The organism is Rhizobium sp. GR12 (assembly GCF_036596185.1).
Taxonomy (GTDB): domain Bacteria; phylum Pseudomonadota; class Alphaproteobacteria; order Rhizobiales; family Rhizobiaceae; genus Agrobacterium; species Agrobacterium nepotum.
The window spans coordinates 51,893-65,724 of the sequence record NZ_JASXTH010000010.1 but is presented as its reverse complement, the minus strand read 5'-3'; the positions used below and the strand labels follow the sequence as shown (position 1 = coordinate 65,724).

Annotated in this window: 11 protein-coding genes; 8 read left to right on the top strand and 3 right to left on the bottom strand. The window is 59.5% G+C overall.

Going from position 1 to position 13,832, the window contains the following annotated elements:
• The first annotated feature begins 46 nt into the window (after positions 1-46).
• The 7 genes from QSK43_RS18080 (at position 47) to QSK43_RS18050 (ending at position 9,003) form a co-directional block, all read left to right on the top strand.
• Positions 47-1,576, top strand: a complete 1,530-nt coding sequence (locus tag QSK43_RS18080) for an extracellular solute-binding protein (RefSeq protein WP_332304751.1) — start codon at positions 47-49, stop codon at positions 1,574-1,576.
• A gap of 71 nt (positions 1,577-1,647) precedes the next feature.
• Positions 1,648-3,978 (top strand): alginate lyase, encoded by a 2,331-nt coding sequence (locus QSK43_RS18075; protein WP_332304612.1) that lies wholly within the window; start codon positions 1,648-1,650, stop codon positions 3,976-3,978.
• 18 nt (positions 3,979-3,996) lie between these two features.
• On the top strand, positions 3,997-4,746 hold the full coding sequence (locus QSK43_RS18070; RefSeq protein WP_045020823.1) for an SDR family NAD(P)-dependent oxidoreductase: 750 nt from the start codon (positions 3,997-3,999) through the stop codon (positions 4,744-4,746).
• Between the two features lie 15 nt (positions 4,747-4,761).
• Positions 4,762-5,931, top strand: a complete 1,170-nt coding sequence (locus QSK43_RS18065; protein WP_332304611.1) for an SGNH/GDSL hydrolase family protein — start codon at positions 4,762-4,764, stop codon at positions 5,929-5,931.
• Positions 5,928-6,962, top strand: coding sequence for a hydroxyacid dehydrogenase (locus tag QSK43_RS18060; RefSeq protein WP_332304610.1), 1,035 nt, complete (start codon positions 5,928-5,930; stop codon positions 6,960-6,962). Before QSK43_RS18065 ends, QSK43_RS18060 begins: the two co-directional genes overlap by 4 nt.
• A complete protein-coding gene (locus QSK43_RS18055; RefSeq protein WP_332304609.1) occupies positions 6,959-7,744 on the top strand; it encodes a sugar phosphate isomerase/epimerase family protein in 786 nt (261 codons plus the stop codon). Before QSK43_RS18060 ends, QSK43_RS18055 begins: the two co-directional genes overlap by 4 nt.
• Before the next feature lie 11 nt (positions 7,745-7,755).
• Positions 7,756-9,003: a glucarate dehydratase family protein gene (locus tag QSK43_RS18050; RefSeq protein ID WP_332304608.1), complete on the top strand. Its 1,248-nt coding sequence runs from the start codon at positions 7,756-7,758 to the stop codon at positions 9,001-9,003.
• Positions 9,004-9,167: 164 nt separating this feature from the next.
• On the opposite strand, the gene QSK43_RS18045 is transcribed toward QSK43_RS18050, so the two are convergent.
• Entirely contained in the window at positions 9,168-9,761 is a 594-nt protein-coding gene (locus tag QSK43_RS18045; RefSeq protein ID WP_332304607.1) for a TetR/AcrR family transcriptional regulator, read from the bottom strand.
• Positions 9,762-9,880: 119 nt separating this feature from the next.
• Between QSK43_RS18045 and QSK43_RS18040 the strand changes: the two genes are divergently transcribed.
• Complete coding sequence (locus QSK43_RS18040; protein ID WP_045020812.1) at positions 9,881-11,107, top strand: MFS transporter; 1,227 nt, start codon at positions 9,881-9,883, stop codon at positions 11,105-11,107.
• A gap of 133 nt (positions 11,108-11,240) precedes the next feature.
• Here QSK43_RS18040 and QSK43_RS18035 read toward each other — a convergent pair whose 3' ends face one another.
• Together QSK43_RS18035 and QSK43_RS18030 are read right to left on the bottom strand one after the other, a co-directional pair.
• Positions 11,241-12,713 (bottom strand): mannitol dehydrogenase family protein, encoded by a 1,473-nt coding sequence (locus QSK43_RS18035; RefSeq protein ID WP_332304606.1) that lies wholly within the window; start codon positions 12,711-12,713, stop codon positions 11,241-11,243.
• Positions 12,714-12,824: 111 nt separating this feature from the next.
• Positions 12,825-13,574 (bottom strand): GntR family transcriptional regulator, encoded by a 750-nt coding sequence (locus tag QSK43_RS18030; protein WP_045020808.1) that lies wholly within the window; start codon positions 13,572-13,574, stop codon positions 12,825-12,827.
• Positions 13,575-13,832 lie beyond the last annotated feature (258 nt).

Sequence of the window (13,832 nt, the reverse complement as noted above, 5' to 3'; positions counted from 1 at the left end):
AGAACCTGTGAGAGCACTACGAAAAGGCGCGCCCCTACTGGCGTTGATGACAGCCGCGACCTTGGCCTTGCCGGCATCGGCGCAGGATTCAGGCAAAATTTCAAAGGATCCGCTGGAGCTTACGATCCATTTCCACTTCCGCGACAAATACGTCTATTCGGAAAAATGGCCGGTGGAGCAGAAGGCTGCGGAAATCACCAACATCCACGTCCGCAATGTGGCGTCGCTGGCGACCACCAGCAGCCGCGATGCCTTCAATCTTCTGATCGCCTCGGGCAACCTTCCCGATATCGTCGGCGGCGATGCCACCGGCGGGCTTAAGGAGGACTTCATTCGTTACGGGCTGGAGGGCGCGTTCATTCCACTCGATGACCTGATCGAGGAAAACGCCCCCAACCTCAAGGCATTCTTCGACAGCCATAAGGATATTCGCAATGCCATCTCCGGACCGGACGGCAAGCTTTATTTCATTCCCTATGTGCCGGACGGCAAGTTCTCACGCGGCTGGTTCATCCGTCAGGATTGGCTCGACAAGCTTGGCCTGAAGCAGCCTGAAACACCGGAAGAGGTCTACGAGGTTCTGAAAGCCTTCCGCGACAAGGACCCGAACGGCAACGGCCTCAAGGATGAAGTTCCTTATTTTGCCCGCGAGGAAATCGATGCCGTCCGCCTCATCAACCTGTGGGATGCGCGCGTGTCCGGATCCGAGCGGTATGGTGACTTTGCCGTTTATGACGGACAGCTGCGTCATCCCTGGGCGGAAGAAAACTACAAGACCGGCATTTCCAATGTGGCCAAGTGGTACAAGGAAGGTCTGATCGACAAAGAGATTTTCACCCGCGGCGCCCGTTCGCGCGAATATCTTCTGGGCAACAATCTCGGCGGCATGACGCATGACTGGTTCGCCAGCACTTCGACCTACAACGACGCCCTGTCACCGAAGATCGACGGTTTCGCACTGAAGCCGATGCTCCCGCCAAGGACGGTTTCGGGCCAACGGTTCGAGGATTCCCGCCGGCTACGTGTCCAGCCCGTTGGCTGGGCCATTTCGGCAACCAACGAACACCCGGTCGAAACCATCAAATATTTCGATTTCTGGTTCTCGCAACAGGGACGCATCCTGTCGAATTTCGGCGTCGAAGGCCTGACCTACGAGATGGTCGACGGCAAGCCGCAGTTCAAGAAGGAAATCCTCGACAACAAGGATCCGGTGAATGCCCAGCTTTGGGCGGTCGGTGCGGCGATCCCGCGTGGATACTGGATGGACTACGAATATGAACGCCAATGGACGAACAAGATCGCGCTTGAAGGCATCGATATGTACGACAAATGCAATTGCCTCAAGGACGAGTTCATGGGTGTTTCCCTGAACGCCGAGGAAAAGGCGACCTTCGACCGCTACTGGCCAAGCATCCTCACCTACATGACCGAGATGCAGCAGACTTGGGTGCTGGGCGCCCAGGACGTTGATACCGGCTGGGATGCCTACAAGAAGCGCCTGACCGCGCTCGGTTACGACGAGGTCCTCAAGATCATGCAATCGGCCTACGACCGTCAGTACAAGGCCGCGCAATAAACCCTTCGACCGTGATGGCGGCTTCGCCGCCGCCATCCTTTCCCTTCTGCTTTCATAGGAGTTAGAGCGCAATGCGTCCCTCTGCCCCGGCCATATCCAGACAAGCTCTTCTCGATGAACCCCGGCCGGGTTCGTTGACCATTGGCTACGAGCCGAGCGAAGAAGCGTTACCGACGGAAAACCCTCCGCGTTTTTCATGGCTACCCGATATCGATGACGGCGCGCGTTACGTGCTGCGCATTTCCACCGATCCCGGCTTTGCAGACAAAAAGACGCTCGTCTTTGAAGATCTCGCTTGGAATTTCTTCACGCCGGACGAAGCTCTGCCGGAAGGCCGTTATCACTGGTGTTATGCGCTGTGGGACCAGAAGTCCGGAACACCGGATTCCAACTGGAGTACCGTGCGTAGTTTCGAGATCGGTGCTTCGCTGTCGAAAACACCGCTGCCCGGCAGGCAGGCCCGTCATGCAGCCGCCCATGCCAGCCATCCGCGGCTCTGGCTCAATCCAGAACAATTGAGCTCCTTCTCCCAGGCCGTGGCAAAGGACCCCAACCATTGCGGGTGGTCCGAATTCTACGAAAAATCGGCAAAACCCTGGCTGGAGCGGCCGGTGATGCCGGAGCCACAGCCCTATCCCAACAATATGCGCGTCGCGTCGCTCTGGCGGCAGATGTATATCGACTGCCAGGAAGTGATCTATGCGATCCGGCACCTGGCTATTGCCGGCCGCGTGCTCGGACGCGACGATCTGCTGGATGCATCCCGCAAGTGGCTGCTGGCAGTCGCCGGCTGGGATCCGAAAGGCGCGACTTCCCGGGCCTATAATGACGAGGCAGGGTTCCGTGTCGTCGTGGCACTCGCCTGGGGCTATGACTGGCTATACGACCATCTGAGCGAGGACGAGCGCGAGACCGTGCGGTCGGTTCTTCTTGAGCGGACGCGGGAGGTTGCCGACCATGTCATTGCGCATGCCCGCATCCACGTGTTTCCCTATGACAGTCATGCCGTACGTTCGCTTTCGGCAGTCCTGACGCCGGCCTGTATCGCGCTTCAGGGCGAAAGCGACGAGGCAGGCGAATGGCTGGATTACACCGTTGAATTCCTTGCCACCCTCTATTCTCCCTGGGCTGGAACCGACGGCGGCTGGGCGGAAGGGCCGCATTACTGGATGACCGGCATGGCCTATCTCATAGAGGCAGCCAATCTCATCCGCTCCTATATCGGTTACGATCTCTATCAGCGGCCATTTTTCCAGAACACGGGGCGCTTCCCGCTTTATACCAAGGCGCCGGGAACCCGCCGCGCCAACTTTGGCGACGACTCCACGCTTGGCGATCTTCCCGGCCTGAAACTGGGCTACAATGTGCGTCAGTTCGCCGGCGTTACCGGCAACGGCCATTACCAATGGTATTTCGATCACATCAAAGCCGATGCGGCTGGCACGGAAATGGCCTTCTACAATTACGGCTGGTGGGACCTGAACTTCGACGATCTCGTCTATCGTCACGATTATCAGCAGGTGGAAGCCGTCTCGCCTGCCGACCTGCCGGCGCTCGCCGTTTTCGATGATATCGGTTGGGCGACCATCCAGAAACATATGGAAGACCCGGAACGGCATCTGCAATTCGTCTTCAAATCCAGTCCTTACGGTTCGCTGAGCCACAGCCATGGCGACCAGAATGCCTTTGTCCTCTATGCCTATGGCGAGGATCTGGCGATCCAGTCCGGTTATTACGTGGCGTTCAACTCGCAGATGCATCTGAACTGGCGCCGTCAGACAAGGTCGAAAAACGCCGTCCTTATCGGCGGCAAGGGACAATATGCGGAAAAGGACAAGGCGCTCGCCCGCCGTGCCGCCGGCCGCATCGTCTCGGTTGAGGAAAAGCCCGGACATGTCCGGATTGTCGGGGATGCGGCGGCTGCCTATCGGGTCGCGAACCCGCTGGTTCAGAAAGCACAGCGCGAAATTCACTTCGTCAACGACAGCTATTTTGTGATTGTCGACGAGGTGGAGTGCTCCGAACCCCAGGAACTGCAATGGCTTTGCCACACCACAGGGGCACCACAGACCGGCAGGTCGAGCTTTCGCTACAATGGTCAAAAGGCGGGCTTTTACGGCCAGTTTGTCTTCTCGTCAGCCGGCACACCGCAAATTGCGGCCGTCGAAGGTTTTCCGGACATCGATCCCCGGGAATTCGAGAGTCTTGATATCCACCATCACGTCTGCGCCACGGTTCCAGCGGCCACCCGGCATCGGCTGGTCACCCTTCTGGTGCCTTACAGCCTGAAGGAGCCGAAACGCATCTTCAGCTTCATCGATGATCAGGGGTTTTCGACCGACATCTATTTCAGCGACGTCGACGACGAGCGTTTCAAGCTCTCCCTTCCCAAGCAATTCTAACCATACGAGGTTCTTCAAATGCAGCGTTTTACCAACAGGACCGTTGTTGTCGCCGGCGCCGGCCGGGATATCGGCCGGGCATGCGCCATTCGTTTTGCGCAGGAAGGCGCCAATGTCGTTCTCACCTATAATGGTGCGGCCGAGGGTGCGGCCACGGCCGTTGCCGAAATCGAAAAGCTTGGCCGCCAGGCTCTGGCGATCAAGGCGGATCTGACAAATGCAAGCGAAGTCGAAGCTGCGATTTCTGCCGCCGTGGACAAATTCGGCGAGATCCATGGCCTCGTCCATGTGGCCGGTGGCCTTATCGCCCGCAAGACAATCGCGGATATGAACGAAGCCTTCTGGCATCAGGTCCTCGACGTCAACCTGACGTCACTCTTCCTGACAGCCAAGTCCGCACTGCCGAAAATGGCGAAGAATGGCGCGATCGTCACCTTCTCGTCGCAGGCGGGCCGTGACGGCGGTGGTCCGGGCGCGCTCGCCTATGCCACTTCCAAAGGTGCCGTGATGACTTTCACCCGCGGACTTGCCAAGGAAGTCGGCCCGAATATTCGCGTGAATGCCGTCTGCCCCGGCATGATCTCGACAACCTTCCACGACACCTTCACCAAACCCGAAGTGCGTGAAAGGGTAGCAGGCGCCACATCGCTGAAGCGGGAAGGTTCGAGTGAAGACGTTGCGGGTCTGGTGGCTTTCCTTGCGTCCGACGATGCCGCTTATATCACCGGCGCCTGCTACGACATCAATGGCGGCGTCCTGTTCTCCTGATATCCGGTAAAAACCATGTCCGTATCGTTACCAAGGGCGAGCCGGATTGCCGTTCTCGGCACTTCGCTCGTCCAGCAGAACCATATTGGCGACGCGGCCTCGCTTGCCACATCGGCACGCGGCTGGATGAGCTGGGCCGAGGTATTGTCGCATGGCAGGCTTTGCTGCCCTGTCCACCATGATCCATCCGCACCACCCGGCTGGGAACCGAGCAATCGGCCGGGTGTCAGCCGGTTCTTTTCCGGCCTCAATTTCGGGGTTTCCGGCCAGAAGGCAATCGAGATTGAACGACGGCTGCCGCGACTGCTGCAATCGGCTTTCGATCTGATCATCGTCGATGCCGGCACCAACGACATGATGGTGGAAACACGCCAGACGATTGCGGATACACGAGCGCGGATTGTTTCGGCTTTGCTCGACGCGGGCAAGACCGTCATCCTGCTCCCGATCCTTGCCCGTGGCATTGGGAAATGGCCGGCTGGCGGTGCGGAGCGGGCAAAGGCGCATTGGATCAACCGGCAGAGCATCGAATTTGCCGCAGATCACGCCAATTGCCATGTCTTCGACTGGAACTCGGCCTGGGTCGATCCCGCAAGTGAATTCGGCGAGCCCTATCCCGGCTATTCCGACGACGGCACCCATTTTGCGGTGACCGGCGCCTTTGCCGTCGGAAAGCTGCTTGCGACCTATCTGGAGACGATCGTGCCGCGCGCGCCGGCCCGTATCCTGGCGAGAGACGATCGTTTTGACCCGGTGAACAATCCGGCAGGCAATCTGGCATCGGATTTTTCAGCCCTGACAGTCACGGAAACGAGTGAGCAGAGCCACCGTCTCGGCGGGCGGCTTGTCCATCCGGGCACAGGCTTCTGGGTGGAGGCCATATGCGATGTAGAGGTGCCGGCACATAGGGACGTGCTCGGAATATCGCTCCGTCTGAAAGATGCTGCAGCCGAAGGGCAGGAGGCAGTTGCACTTGCGCCTTTCCGTTCGGAAGACGGCAGATTTTTTCCTTTCCCTGCCACCCAATGGCGCGGAGCGCTCAGAACCCCTCCCCTGAAACTCAGGTTAGGTGAAGCCCCTCCCGAACTTTTTCTCGATGTGATCCTGCGGCCCGGTTCTCGACCGATCGAAATCGACGTCACCCGCATAGAGGTTCGCCCTGTTTCAAGTCCGGTACGTCCATGAGACAATCTCAAGTCAAGCCACAGCTGTTGATTGCAATGCGGAACGAGCTTCCCGAAGGTTTCTTCGGTTCGCGCGGATGGGCACGGTTGAATGCCGTAACCGACATCATACCGGGTTTCCCCTATACGGATTTCGACACGGAAGCGGGTGCAGAAGCGTTGGCCGCAGCGGATATTCTGTTCGCCGCCTGGGGCACGCCATCCCTGACACGCGAGCGCCTCGCCCGTGCGCCAAAGCTCAGGATGGTGGCCTATGCCGCGTCCTCGGTGCGCACGGTTGCCCCCGCCGAATTCTGGGAAACATCCGATATTCTCATCACCACGGCGGCACCCGCCATGGCCGTGCCGGTTGCCGAGTTTACCTATGCGGCAATCATCATGTGCGGCAAGGATGTGTTTCGTCTGCGAGACCAACATCGGGCAGAGCGCGGCACCGGCGGTTTTGGCAGCAGGCGTGGCATGAACCTGCCCTATCTCGGCAATCATTCCCGCAAAGTCGGCATTATCGGCGCGTCACGGATTGGTCGGCTGGTCATGGACATGCTGGCGCGCGGAAAATTCGAGATCGCCGCCTACGACCCCTTTCTTTCGGTGGAAGACGCGGCCGCACTTGGTGCAACGAAAATGGAGCTCGACGAGCTTCTCGCCTGGTCCGATGTGGTCTCCCTGCACGCGCCGATCCTGCCCGAAACCCGCCACATGATTGGTGCCCGCGAACTGGCGCTGATGGCTGATCATGCGATCTTCATCAATACGGCACGCGGCTGGCTGGTCGATCATGACGCATTGCTGGCGGAAGCGCTTTCGGGGCGGCTGCGTATTCTGATCGATACGCCGGAACCGGAACCCCTGCCGACGGATAGCCCATTCTACGATTTGCCCAATGTCGTGCTCACCCCCCATATTGCCGGGGCGCTGGGCAATGAATTGCGGGCGCTTTCCGATTTGGCCATTACCGAGATCGAACGTTTCGTCGCGGGGCTTGCCCCGCTTCATCCGGTTCAGAAGCGGGATATGGAGCGTATGGCATGAGCGCTTTCGATTATTGTTTTTCAACGCTTGGCTGCTCCGAACTCAATCTGCACGAGACGAGCGATCTGGCGCAACGACATGGTATCGCGAGTGTGGAACTGCGCGCACTATCCGGTACGGTCGATCTGATCCCGGCGCTCTCTGCCGAGTTTGGCACCCCTGCGGAGTTTGCAGCTTTCCTCGCCGAACGATATCTCAGTGTTGCCGCCCTCAACACGTCCATTCGGCTGTTCGGCAGCACCGACCTTTCCGTCATCGAGCCCTTTATTGCCTGGGCGGAAGCTGCTGACATTTCCTATCTGCGTATCTTCGACGGTGGCAGCCGGTTAAGGCCGGACGAGATGACATGCGCGGCGGAACTGCTGGATGACTGGCAGGCGCTGCGACAATCACGCGGGCTGAATGTCGACCTGATGATCGAGACCCACGATGCGCTGGCGGATTTCGAGCAGCTTCTCGCCTTCATTGACCGGGTGCCGACAGCAAAGATCTTGTGGGACACCCACCATACCTGGGCTAAAGGCTCCGATCTCAAAACCCTTTGGCGTCACGTCGCGAAAAACGTCGTCCATCTGCACGTCAAGGACAGCACAATGAGCAGCGATGGGCAACGGCGCTACGTATTGCCCGGCCACGGCGATTTTCCCATTACAGATCTGCTTTCGCTTTTACAGTCGGGCGAACGACACATCCCCCTCAGTCTGGAATGGGAGCGCCATTGGCATCCCGAACTGCCACCGCTGGAAGATGCGCTGAAGGCAGCGCGCAACTGGTGGCGATAAGGAGCTTTTTGATGCGCATAGCCGAAATTCATCTTACACCGGTCGCCATTCCCGACAGGCCGCTGCTGAACTGTAAAGGTGTGCATCAGCCCCATGCGCTGCGCACTGTCATCGAAGTCGTGTGCGACGATGGTACGGTTGGCCTCGGGGAAAGTTACGGAAGCATCAAGGCGTTGGATGGGCTGCGACGCGCCGCTCCTGCGCTTATCGGGCTGGATCCGTTCCATCTTCACGAGCTGAAATCGCGCGTTATCACCGCACTGCCCGGCAACGGCGGCATCAATGCCAAATCAGCTGTGGCTGACCACAAGCTGACGGACGTCGTCGCCTCGGCCTTCGAGGTCCCCTGCCTCGACATCCAGGGCAAACTGCTGCGGCGGCCGGTTGCGGACCTGCTTGGCGGTGCGGTTCGTACCAGCGTTCCCTTCAGCGCCTACCTGTTTTTCAAGTTCGCGGCCCATGTCGGCGAGGCTCCGGATAAATGGGGAGAGGTTCTCACACCTGAGCAAATGGTTGGCGAAGCCCGCAGGATGGTCGACACATACGGCTTCCAGTCGCTGAAGCTCAAGGGCGGCGTGCTGCATCCCGATCTCGAGATCGAGACGATGCTGAAGCTCCGGGAAGCCTTCCCCCATCATCCTCTACGGATCGACCCCAACGGCGGCTGGACCGTGGAGACAGCCATTTACATTGCCCGCAAGCTTGAAAATGTTCTGGAATATCTCGAAGATCCCGTCATCGGCATGGACCAGATGGCGCAAGTCGCAGCCGCGACTTCGATCCCGCTCGCCACGAACATGATCGTCCTGGAGTTCGATCAGATAGCCGAAGCCTTCCGCAAAAAGGCGGTGCAGATCGTCCTGTCCGATCACCACTATTGGGGAGGACTGCGTGCTTCAACTCATCTTGGGAAGATCTGCGAGACCTTGGGGCTTTGCGTCTCCATGCATTCCAATTCCCATCTCGGTATCACGCTTGCAGCAATGATCCATGTCGCCGCGGCAACACCGAACCTGAACTTCGATTGCGACACCCATTACCCGTGGACCGGCGTCGACGTGATCGAGGGTGCTCCATTCGCTTTCCAAGGTGGCCGCCTGAATGTTCCCGAAGGACCGGGACTTGGCGTTACGCTCAATCGGCAGAAGCTCGCGGAACTTGCGGCGCTCTATGAGCAGACCGCAATGAAAGAGCGAGATGACACAGCCTACATGAAGCTCTTCGACCCGGCCTATGAAAGACGTGTGCCGCGCTGGTAACGAAAACCGCTTATCCAGACGGCAGTACGGTGGACAACGGACAGACTATCTGCGATCAGGAACATGACTTCTTGGCCTTTGCTCGTGTGGGCGTGCCGTAAACGGTCCAGATGACATGCCTGGTTTCGGAAACGACCGAAACTTCACCCCCGGTGATACGCAGGTCAGTCTTTCCTGATCCGTAATCCGTCCAGAAAGGCCCGGAAACTTTCGACGGCCCGTTTCGAGATCGTTTCGGGGTCGTCGGAATTTGCGATCCACTGGGCTGCGCTGCTGCTCGCCGCATTGATGAAACGGGCGCAGGCTTCCGGGTCGATATTGCCGATCGTCCCTTCTTGCTTGAGTGCCTCGAGGCTTCGCGCGACAGCCGAGATGCAACCATTGGCGTTTGGCCAGCGGGAGGGATCGCCGAGCACGGCCGGTCCGTCGCGGAACATGATACGCTGGATTTCCGGTTCCAGTGCCATGCGGACATAACCGACATTCTCCGCGACGAAACCTTCCCACCGCGTCGCCGCCCCTGACGAGATGTCACAGAGCCTTTTTGTCATCTCCGCGTCGATTTCACCCACAACCGCCAGCAGCAGGCCTTTCTTGTCGCCAAAGTGATGATAGAGCGCGCCGCGGGTCAGCCCCGCCTCGGCGGTGAAGTCGTCCATCGACGCTTCGGCATAACCGACGTTGCCAAATGCCTTGCGGCCGGCGGCCAAGAGCTTCGCCCGCGTCTCGGCAATCATTTCACTGCGAGGTTTGCGCATTTTTTCCTCATTTAACATACGTGGCGTATATTAGTTGACATACGCGCCGTATGCAATTATCTAATTTGCATACGCCACGTATGTGTGTGGTGGATACCCCCTAAACAAGGTGCATCCCGATGTCCAATCCATATAGAGAAATTTTCCGGGCTCCAGGCGCCAAAGGCTTTTCCGCCGCAGGCTTCTTCGCCCGCCTTCCCATTGCGATGGCCCCGATCGGCATCGTCGCCATGCTTTCCCAGGCCTATGGCGAGTATTGGCTTGCCGGCGCCGTCTCGGCAACCTTCGCGCTGACCAATGCCGCCGTTGCGCCGCAGATTTCCCGTCTGGTGGATCGCAGGGGCCAGAGCAGTGTCCTCATCCCGGCAACAATCATCTCGGTCATCGCTTTTGCCGTCCTGATTATCGCCACGCATCAGAGGTGGCCTGCCTGGACACTGTTCCTTTCCGCGTTCCTTGCCGCCGCCATGCCGAGCATTCCCGCCATGATGCGAGCCCGTTGGACGGAAATCTTCCGTGACCGGCCCGAACTGAACACGGCCTTTGCCTTTGAATCCGCCGCTGACGAACTTGTCTATATCGCCGGAGCCTCGCTTTCCGTCGGTCTTGCCGTGTCGCTATTTCCAGAAGCCGGCATGATGATCAGCACCGCCTTCCTCGCGCTCGGCACCTTTGCCTTCCTCCTGCAACGCTCGACCGAACCCAAAGTGCGTCCGGTTGAAAGCGGAAGCCGGCAGCATTCGGCGATCCGGCAGCGTCCGGTCCAGATCATCACACTCGCCCTGATCTTCGTCGGCTCGACCTTCGCCACCGCCGAGGTAAGCGCTGTTGCCATCACGAAACAGCTCGGCCAGCCGGAAGCCGCCAGCCTCGTCATCGGCGTCTATGCCATCGGTTCGTTCGTCGTCGGCCTGCTTCTGGGAGCGATCAACCCCAAAATGCCGCTGCAACGTCAATTGCTGATCGCCGTCAGTGTTCTTGCGCTGACCGCCCTGCCGCTTCTTTTTGCGAGCACGACAGTTGCCCTGCTGGCTTTCGCCGTCTTCGTCAGCGGCGTTGCGATCTCTCCCATCTTCATCACCGCATTTGGCCTGATCGAGCGCCGCGTGCCGGAATCGATGCTGACGGAAGGTGTGACCTGGGTGATGACCGGCATCGGTATCGGCATGGCGCTTGGCGCTTTTGTCTCCGGCTGGGTGGTCGACAATTTTGGCCCGGGCAACGGTTTCTGGGTATCGGTTGCTGCCAGCCTGTCCACAGTCGTCATCATTGCCCTCGGTCAACGCAGCCTCTCGGGAGAGAGTAGCCGCTCTGGCGCAACGTCCGTGGCGCAGCCAGCCGAGTAAAGCCGCACGAAATAGCCCCAAGGACAGGATGGAAAAGTGTGTGCTGCTTTACCATCCCGTCACGGCGCTGGCCGCCGCACGTGCTCAACGTGATCGGGTCCGGTTCCCGGACCCGATCACGTTTCCTTCGAACTCATTCCTCCGAAAGATGCCGATCGATGGCATGAAGCGCACCGTGTTGAACGATGTCGCGATAAGCGGCCCGAAGCGCCGTGACGAACGTCTCGTCATCCTGCCATTCAGGACCGAAGACGCGCCGGAACGACAAAAACCGGTCGATCACCGCGTCCTCATCCTCGCCCTCGCGAATGGGTAAACCCCATTCCGCAAACGCCGGATCGGCCATGACAACTGGCTCACCCCGCTCGTTCAACGCCGCGCAGGAACGTATCCACATGGCGACAGCAACAATCGCAGCCGCATTCGGCGCGCCCGCGGCACGCAGTTCCGCAAGCGGCGCGAGAATGCGTTGCGGCACTTTCAGCGAGGCGTCCGAGGCGATCTGGGCGGCGCGGTGGCGAAGCACGGGGTTGGCGAAGCGCTGGCGCAGACCGGCGACATAGTCCGGGCCGCTGACGGCTGGGCTCAATGTCGAACCAACCTCCCGCCAGTAACGGTCGATGTAACCGCGCACACGCGGATCGGCATAGATATCGGCGATCGTCTCAAGCCCACTGCATTGGCCGATCGCGGCCATGGCGGTGTGAGCGCCGTTCAGCATCCTGAGCTTCATATGCTCATAGGGCTCGACATCTTCAACGAGTTCGGCACCCGACAGCTCGATGCCGGGGCGACCATGTGGAAAGCGATCCTCGATCACCCAGCGGAAGTAAGGTTCCGCAATCACCGGCCAGGCATCCTCGCATTCGAGACGCGCCGCCACACGCTCCCGGTCGGCGGCGGTTGTGGCAGGTACGATGCGATCCACCATGACGCAGGGGCAGGAGAGGTTTTCCGCGATAAACGCTGCGAGATCCTTATCGGTCAGACCAGCCATCTCCACCAGAAGCCGGTGCAGGATACGGCCGTTGGACGGAAGATTGTCGCAGGAAAGCAAAGTCAGCGGCACCGCACCGCCGGCCCGTCTCCGCCTTGTCGCTTCCAGCAGAAAACCGAGCGCGGAGCGCGGCTTTTGCGGATGTGCGAGATCATGCACCACATCGGGATGATCAAGAAGAAGCGCGCCCGCCGACAAATCGGCGAGATAGCCTTTTTCCGTCACCGTCAAAGTGACGATCCGCACGCGGGGATCGGCCATGGCTTGCAGCAGCCGTTCCGGATCTTCCGGGGCGACGATGGTCTCGAGGATGGAGCCGATGATCCGTAGCTTCTCGTTTTCGCCGTCACGCAGGCAGAAGGTATAGAGATTGTCCTGCGGCGCAATCGCGTCGCGGGTGTCGGGGCCGCGCAGCGAGGCGGCCACAATGCCCCAGCCGGTTTCGCCGCGCGCCAGGCAATCGTCTATGAATACGGCCTGATGAGCACGGTGAAAAGCGCCAACGCCGAGATGCACGATGCCCGGCGTCACCGCCTTGCGGTCATAGGCGGGCAAAAGAACGTCTTGCGGCAAATGCGGCAGCGCAAGGGGTGAGAGACGGTTTGTCATGGTCGTTTATCCCGCGTTTTAGCCGATTGCAGACCGCCAGACGTCCAGCACGCGCCGATAACGGGCACCAGCTTGTGTTTCACTTCCATTCCGCCTCCTCCACGTCCACTATCAAATGGACAAATGCTTGCGTTGCTCTTCAGGCAGCTGTTCGTAAATCACGAAAACCATATCGAGATGCGTCACCAGCGCTTTTTCCGCGCCGTCGGCATCACCCCGGTCGAGGGCGTCCACGATGGCCAGATGCTCTTCGATCACGGCGGGCAGCCGGTCCGGCTTCGCCCAATAGCGATGAAAGCGCGACAGGGTCACCTTGGCGGCGAGGATCGCCTGCCAGACGCCCTCCCGGCCGGAAAACGTGCCGAGCAACCGGTGAAACGCCTCGTCGACATGGAAGAAACCGGATGCGTCGTTGGCTGCAATCACCCTTTCCTGTTCGGCGATCACGTCTCGCATCGTCCGGCTCATCTCTTTCGTCCATTTCGGCGCGACCTCGCGCAGCAGAGCCACTTCGAGCGAACGGCGGATAAAATGGCTGTCCTGAATTTCACCAAGCCTGATCGGCGCGACGAAGCTGCCGAGTTGCGGATAGACGTCCACCAGCCCCTCCTCCGACAGGCGCTGGATCGCTGCACGTACCGGCGTGCGCGAAACGGAAAACTGACGGCAGATCGAATTTTCGCTGATCGGCGCACCGGGCGCCAGCCGGACCTCCACGATCGCCTGACGCAGCGCCGCATGAACCTGATCGGCAACGGAGCCATAGCGATTGACCACAAGCTCCACGCTTTCGATGCCAGGGCCAGCAGCATCTTGATGCCCGCCGTGCCCGGCAAATTCGCCATTGGTGTTTTTCGTCATGAACGTTCCCGGCTTGTATACAAGTATACTAGTGTCTCTGACGGCATACGCAAGCCGGCAGTTGGGAGAAAGAGCGATCAAGGGATCAGCCCTTCAGGGACAAGGCTCAATCGTTGCCCGCGAAGGCTCCGCTCCGGGCGGCAACGCCCTGCTGGCCTCTGAGTCCGCAGCGGATTGAATATTGCCGAACGGCATGTCAATCCTAACGCCCTGATAATCCCTGACAGCCGTCGTCCGCCATATTCGTTGAGGAGCCGT

What these genes read in the sequence shown, in the direction of transcription:
- QSK43_RS18040 (WP_045020812.1), top strand. Translation starts at nt 9,881, where the DNA reads ATGTCCAATCCATATAGAGAAATTTTCCGGGCTCCAGGCGCCAAAGGC.
- QSK43_RS18060 (WP_332304610.1), top strand. Translation starts at nt 5,928, where the DNA reads ATGAGACAATCTCAAGTCAAGCCACAGCTGTTGATTGCAATGCGGAAC.
- QSK43_RS18065 (WP_332304611.1), top strand. Translation starts at nt 4,762, where the DNA reads ATGTCCGTATCGTTACCAAGGGCGAGCCGGATTGCCGTTCTCGGCACT.
- QSK43_RS18035 (WP_332304606.1), bottom strand. Translation starts at nt 12,713, where the DNA reads ATGACAAACCGTCTCTCACCCCTTGCGCTGCCGCATTTGCCGCAAGAC.
- QSK43_RS18045 (WP_332304607.1), bottom strand. Translation starts at nt 9,761, where the DNA reads ATGCGCAAACCTCGCAGTGAAATGATTGCCGAGACGCGGGCGAAGCTC.
- QSK43_RS18055 (WP_332304609.1), top strand. Translation starts at nt 6,959, where the DNA reads ATGAGCGCTTTCGATTATTGTTTTTCAACGCTTGGCTGCTCCGAACTC.
- QSK43_RS18080 (WP_332304751.1), top strand. Translation starts at nt 47, where the DNA reads ATGACAGCCGCGACCTTGGCCTTGCCGGCATCGGCGCAGGATTCAGGC.
- QSK43_RS18030 (WP_045020808.1), bottom strand. Translation starts at nt 13,574, where the DNA reads ATGACGAAAAACACCAATGGCGAATTTGCCGGGCACGGCGGGCATCAA.
- QSK43_RS18075 (WP_332304612.1), top strand. Translation starts at nt 1,648, where the DNA reads ATGCGTCCCTCTGCCCCGGCCATATCCAGACAAGCTCTTCTCGATGAA.
- QSK43_RS18070 (WP_045020823.1), top strand. Translation starts at nt 3,997, where the DNA reads ATGCAGCGTTTTACCAACAGGACCGTTGTTGTCGCCGGCGCCGGCCGG.
- QSK43_RS18050 (WP_332304608.1), top strand. Translation starts at nt 7,756, where the DNA reads ATGCGCATAGCCGAAATTCATCTTACACCGGTCGCCATTCCCGACAGG.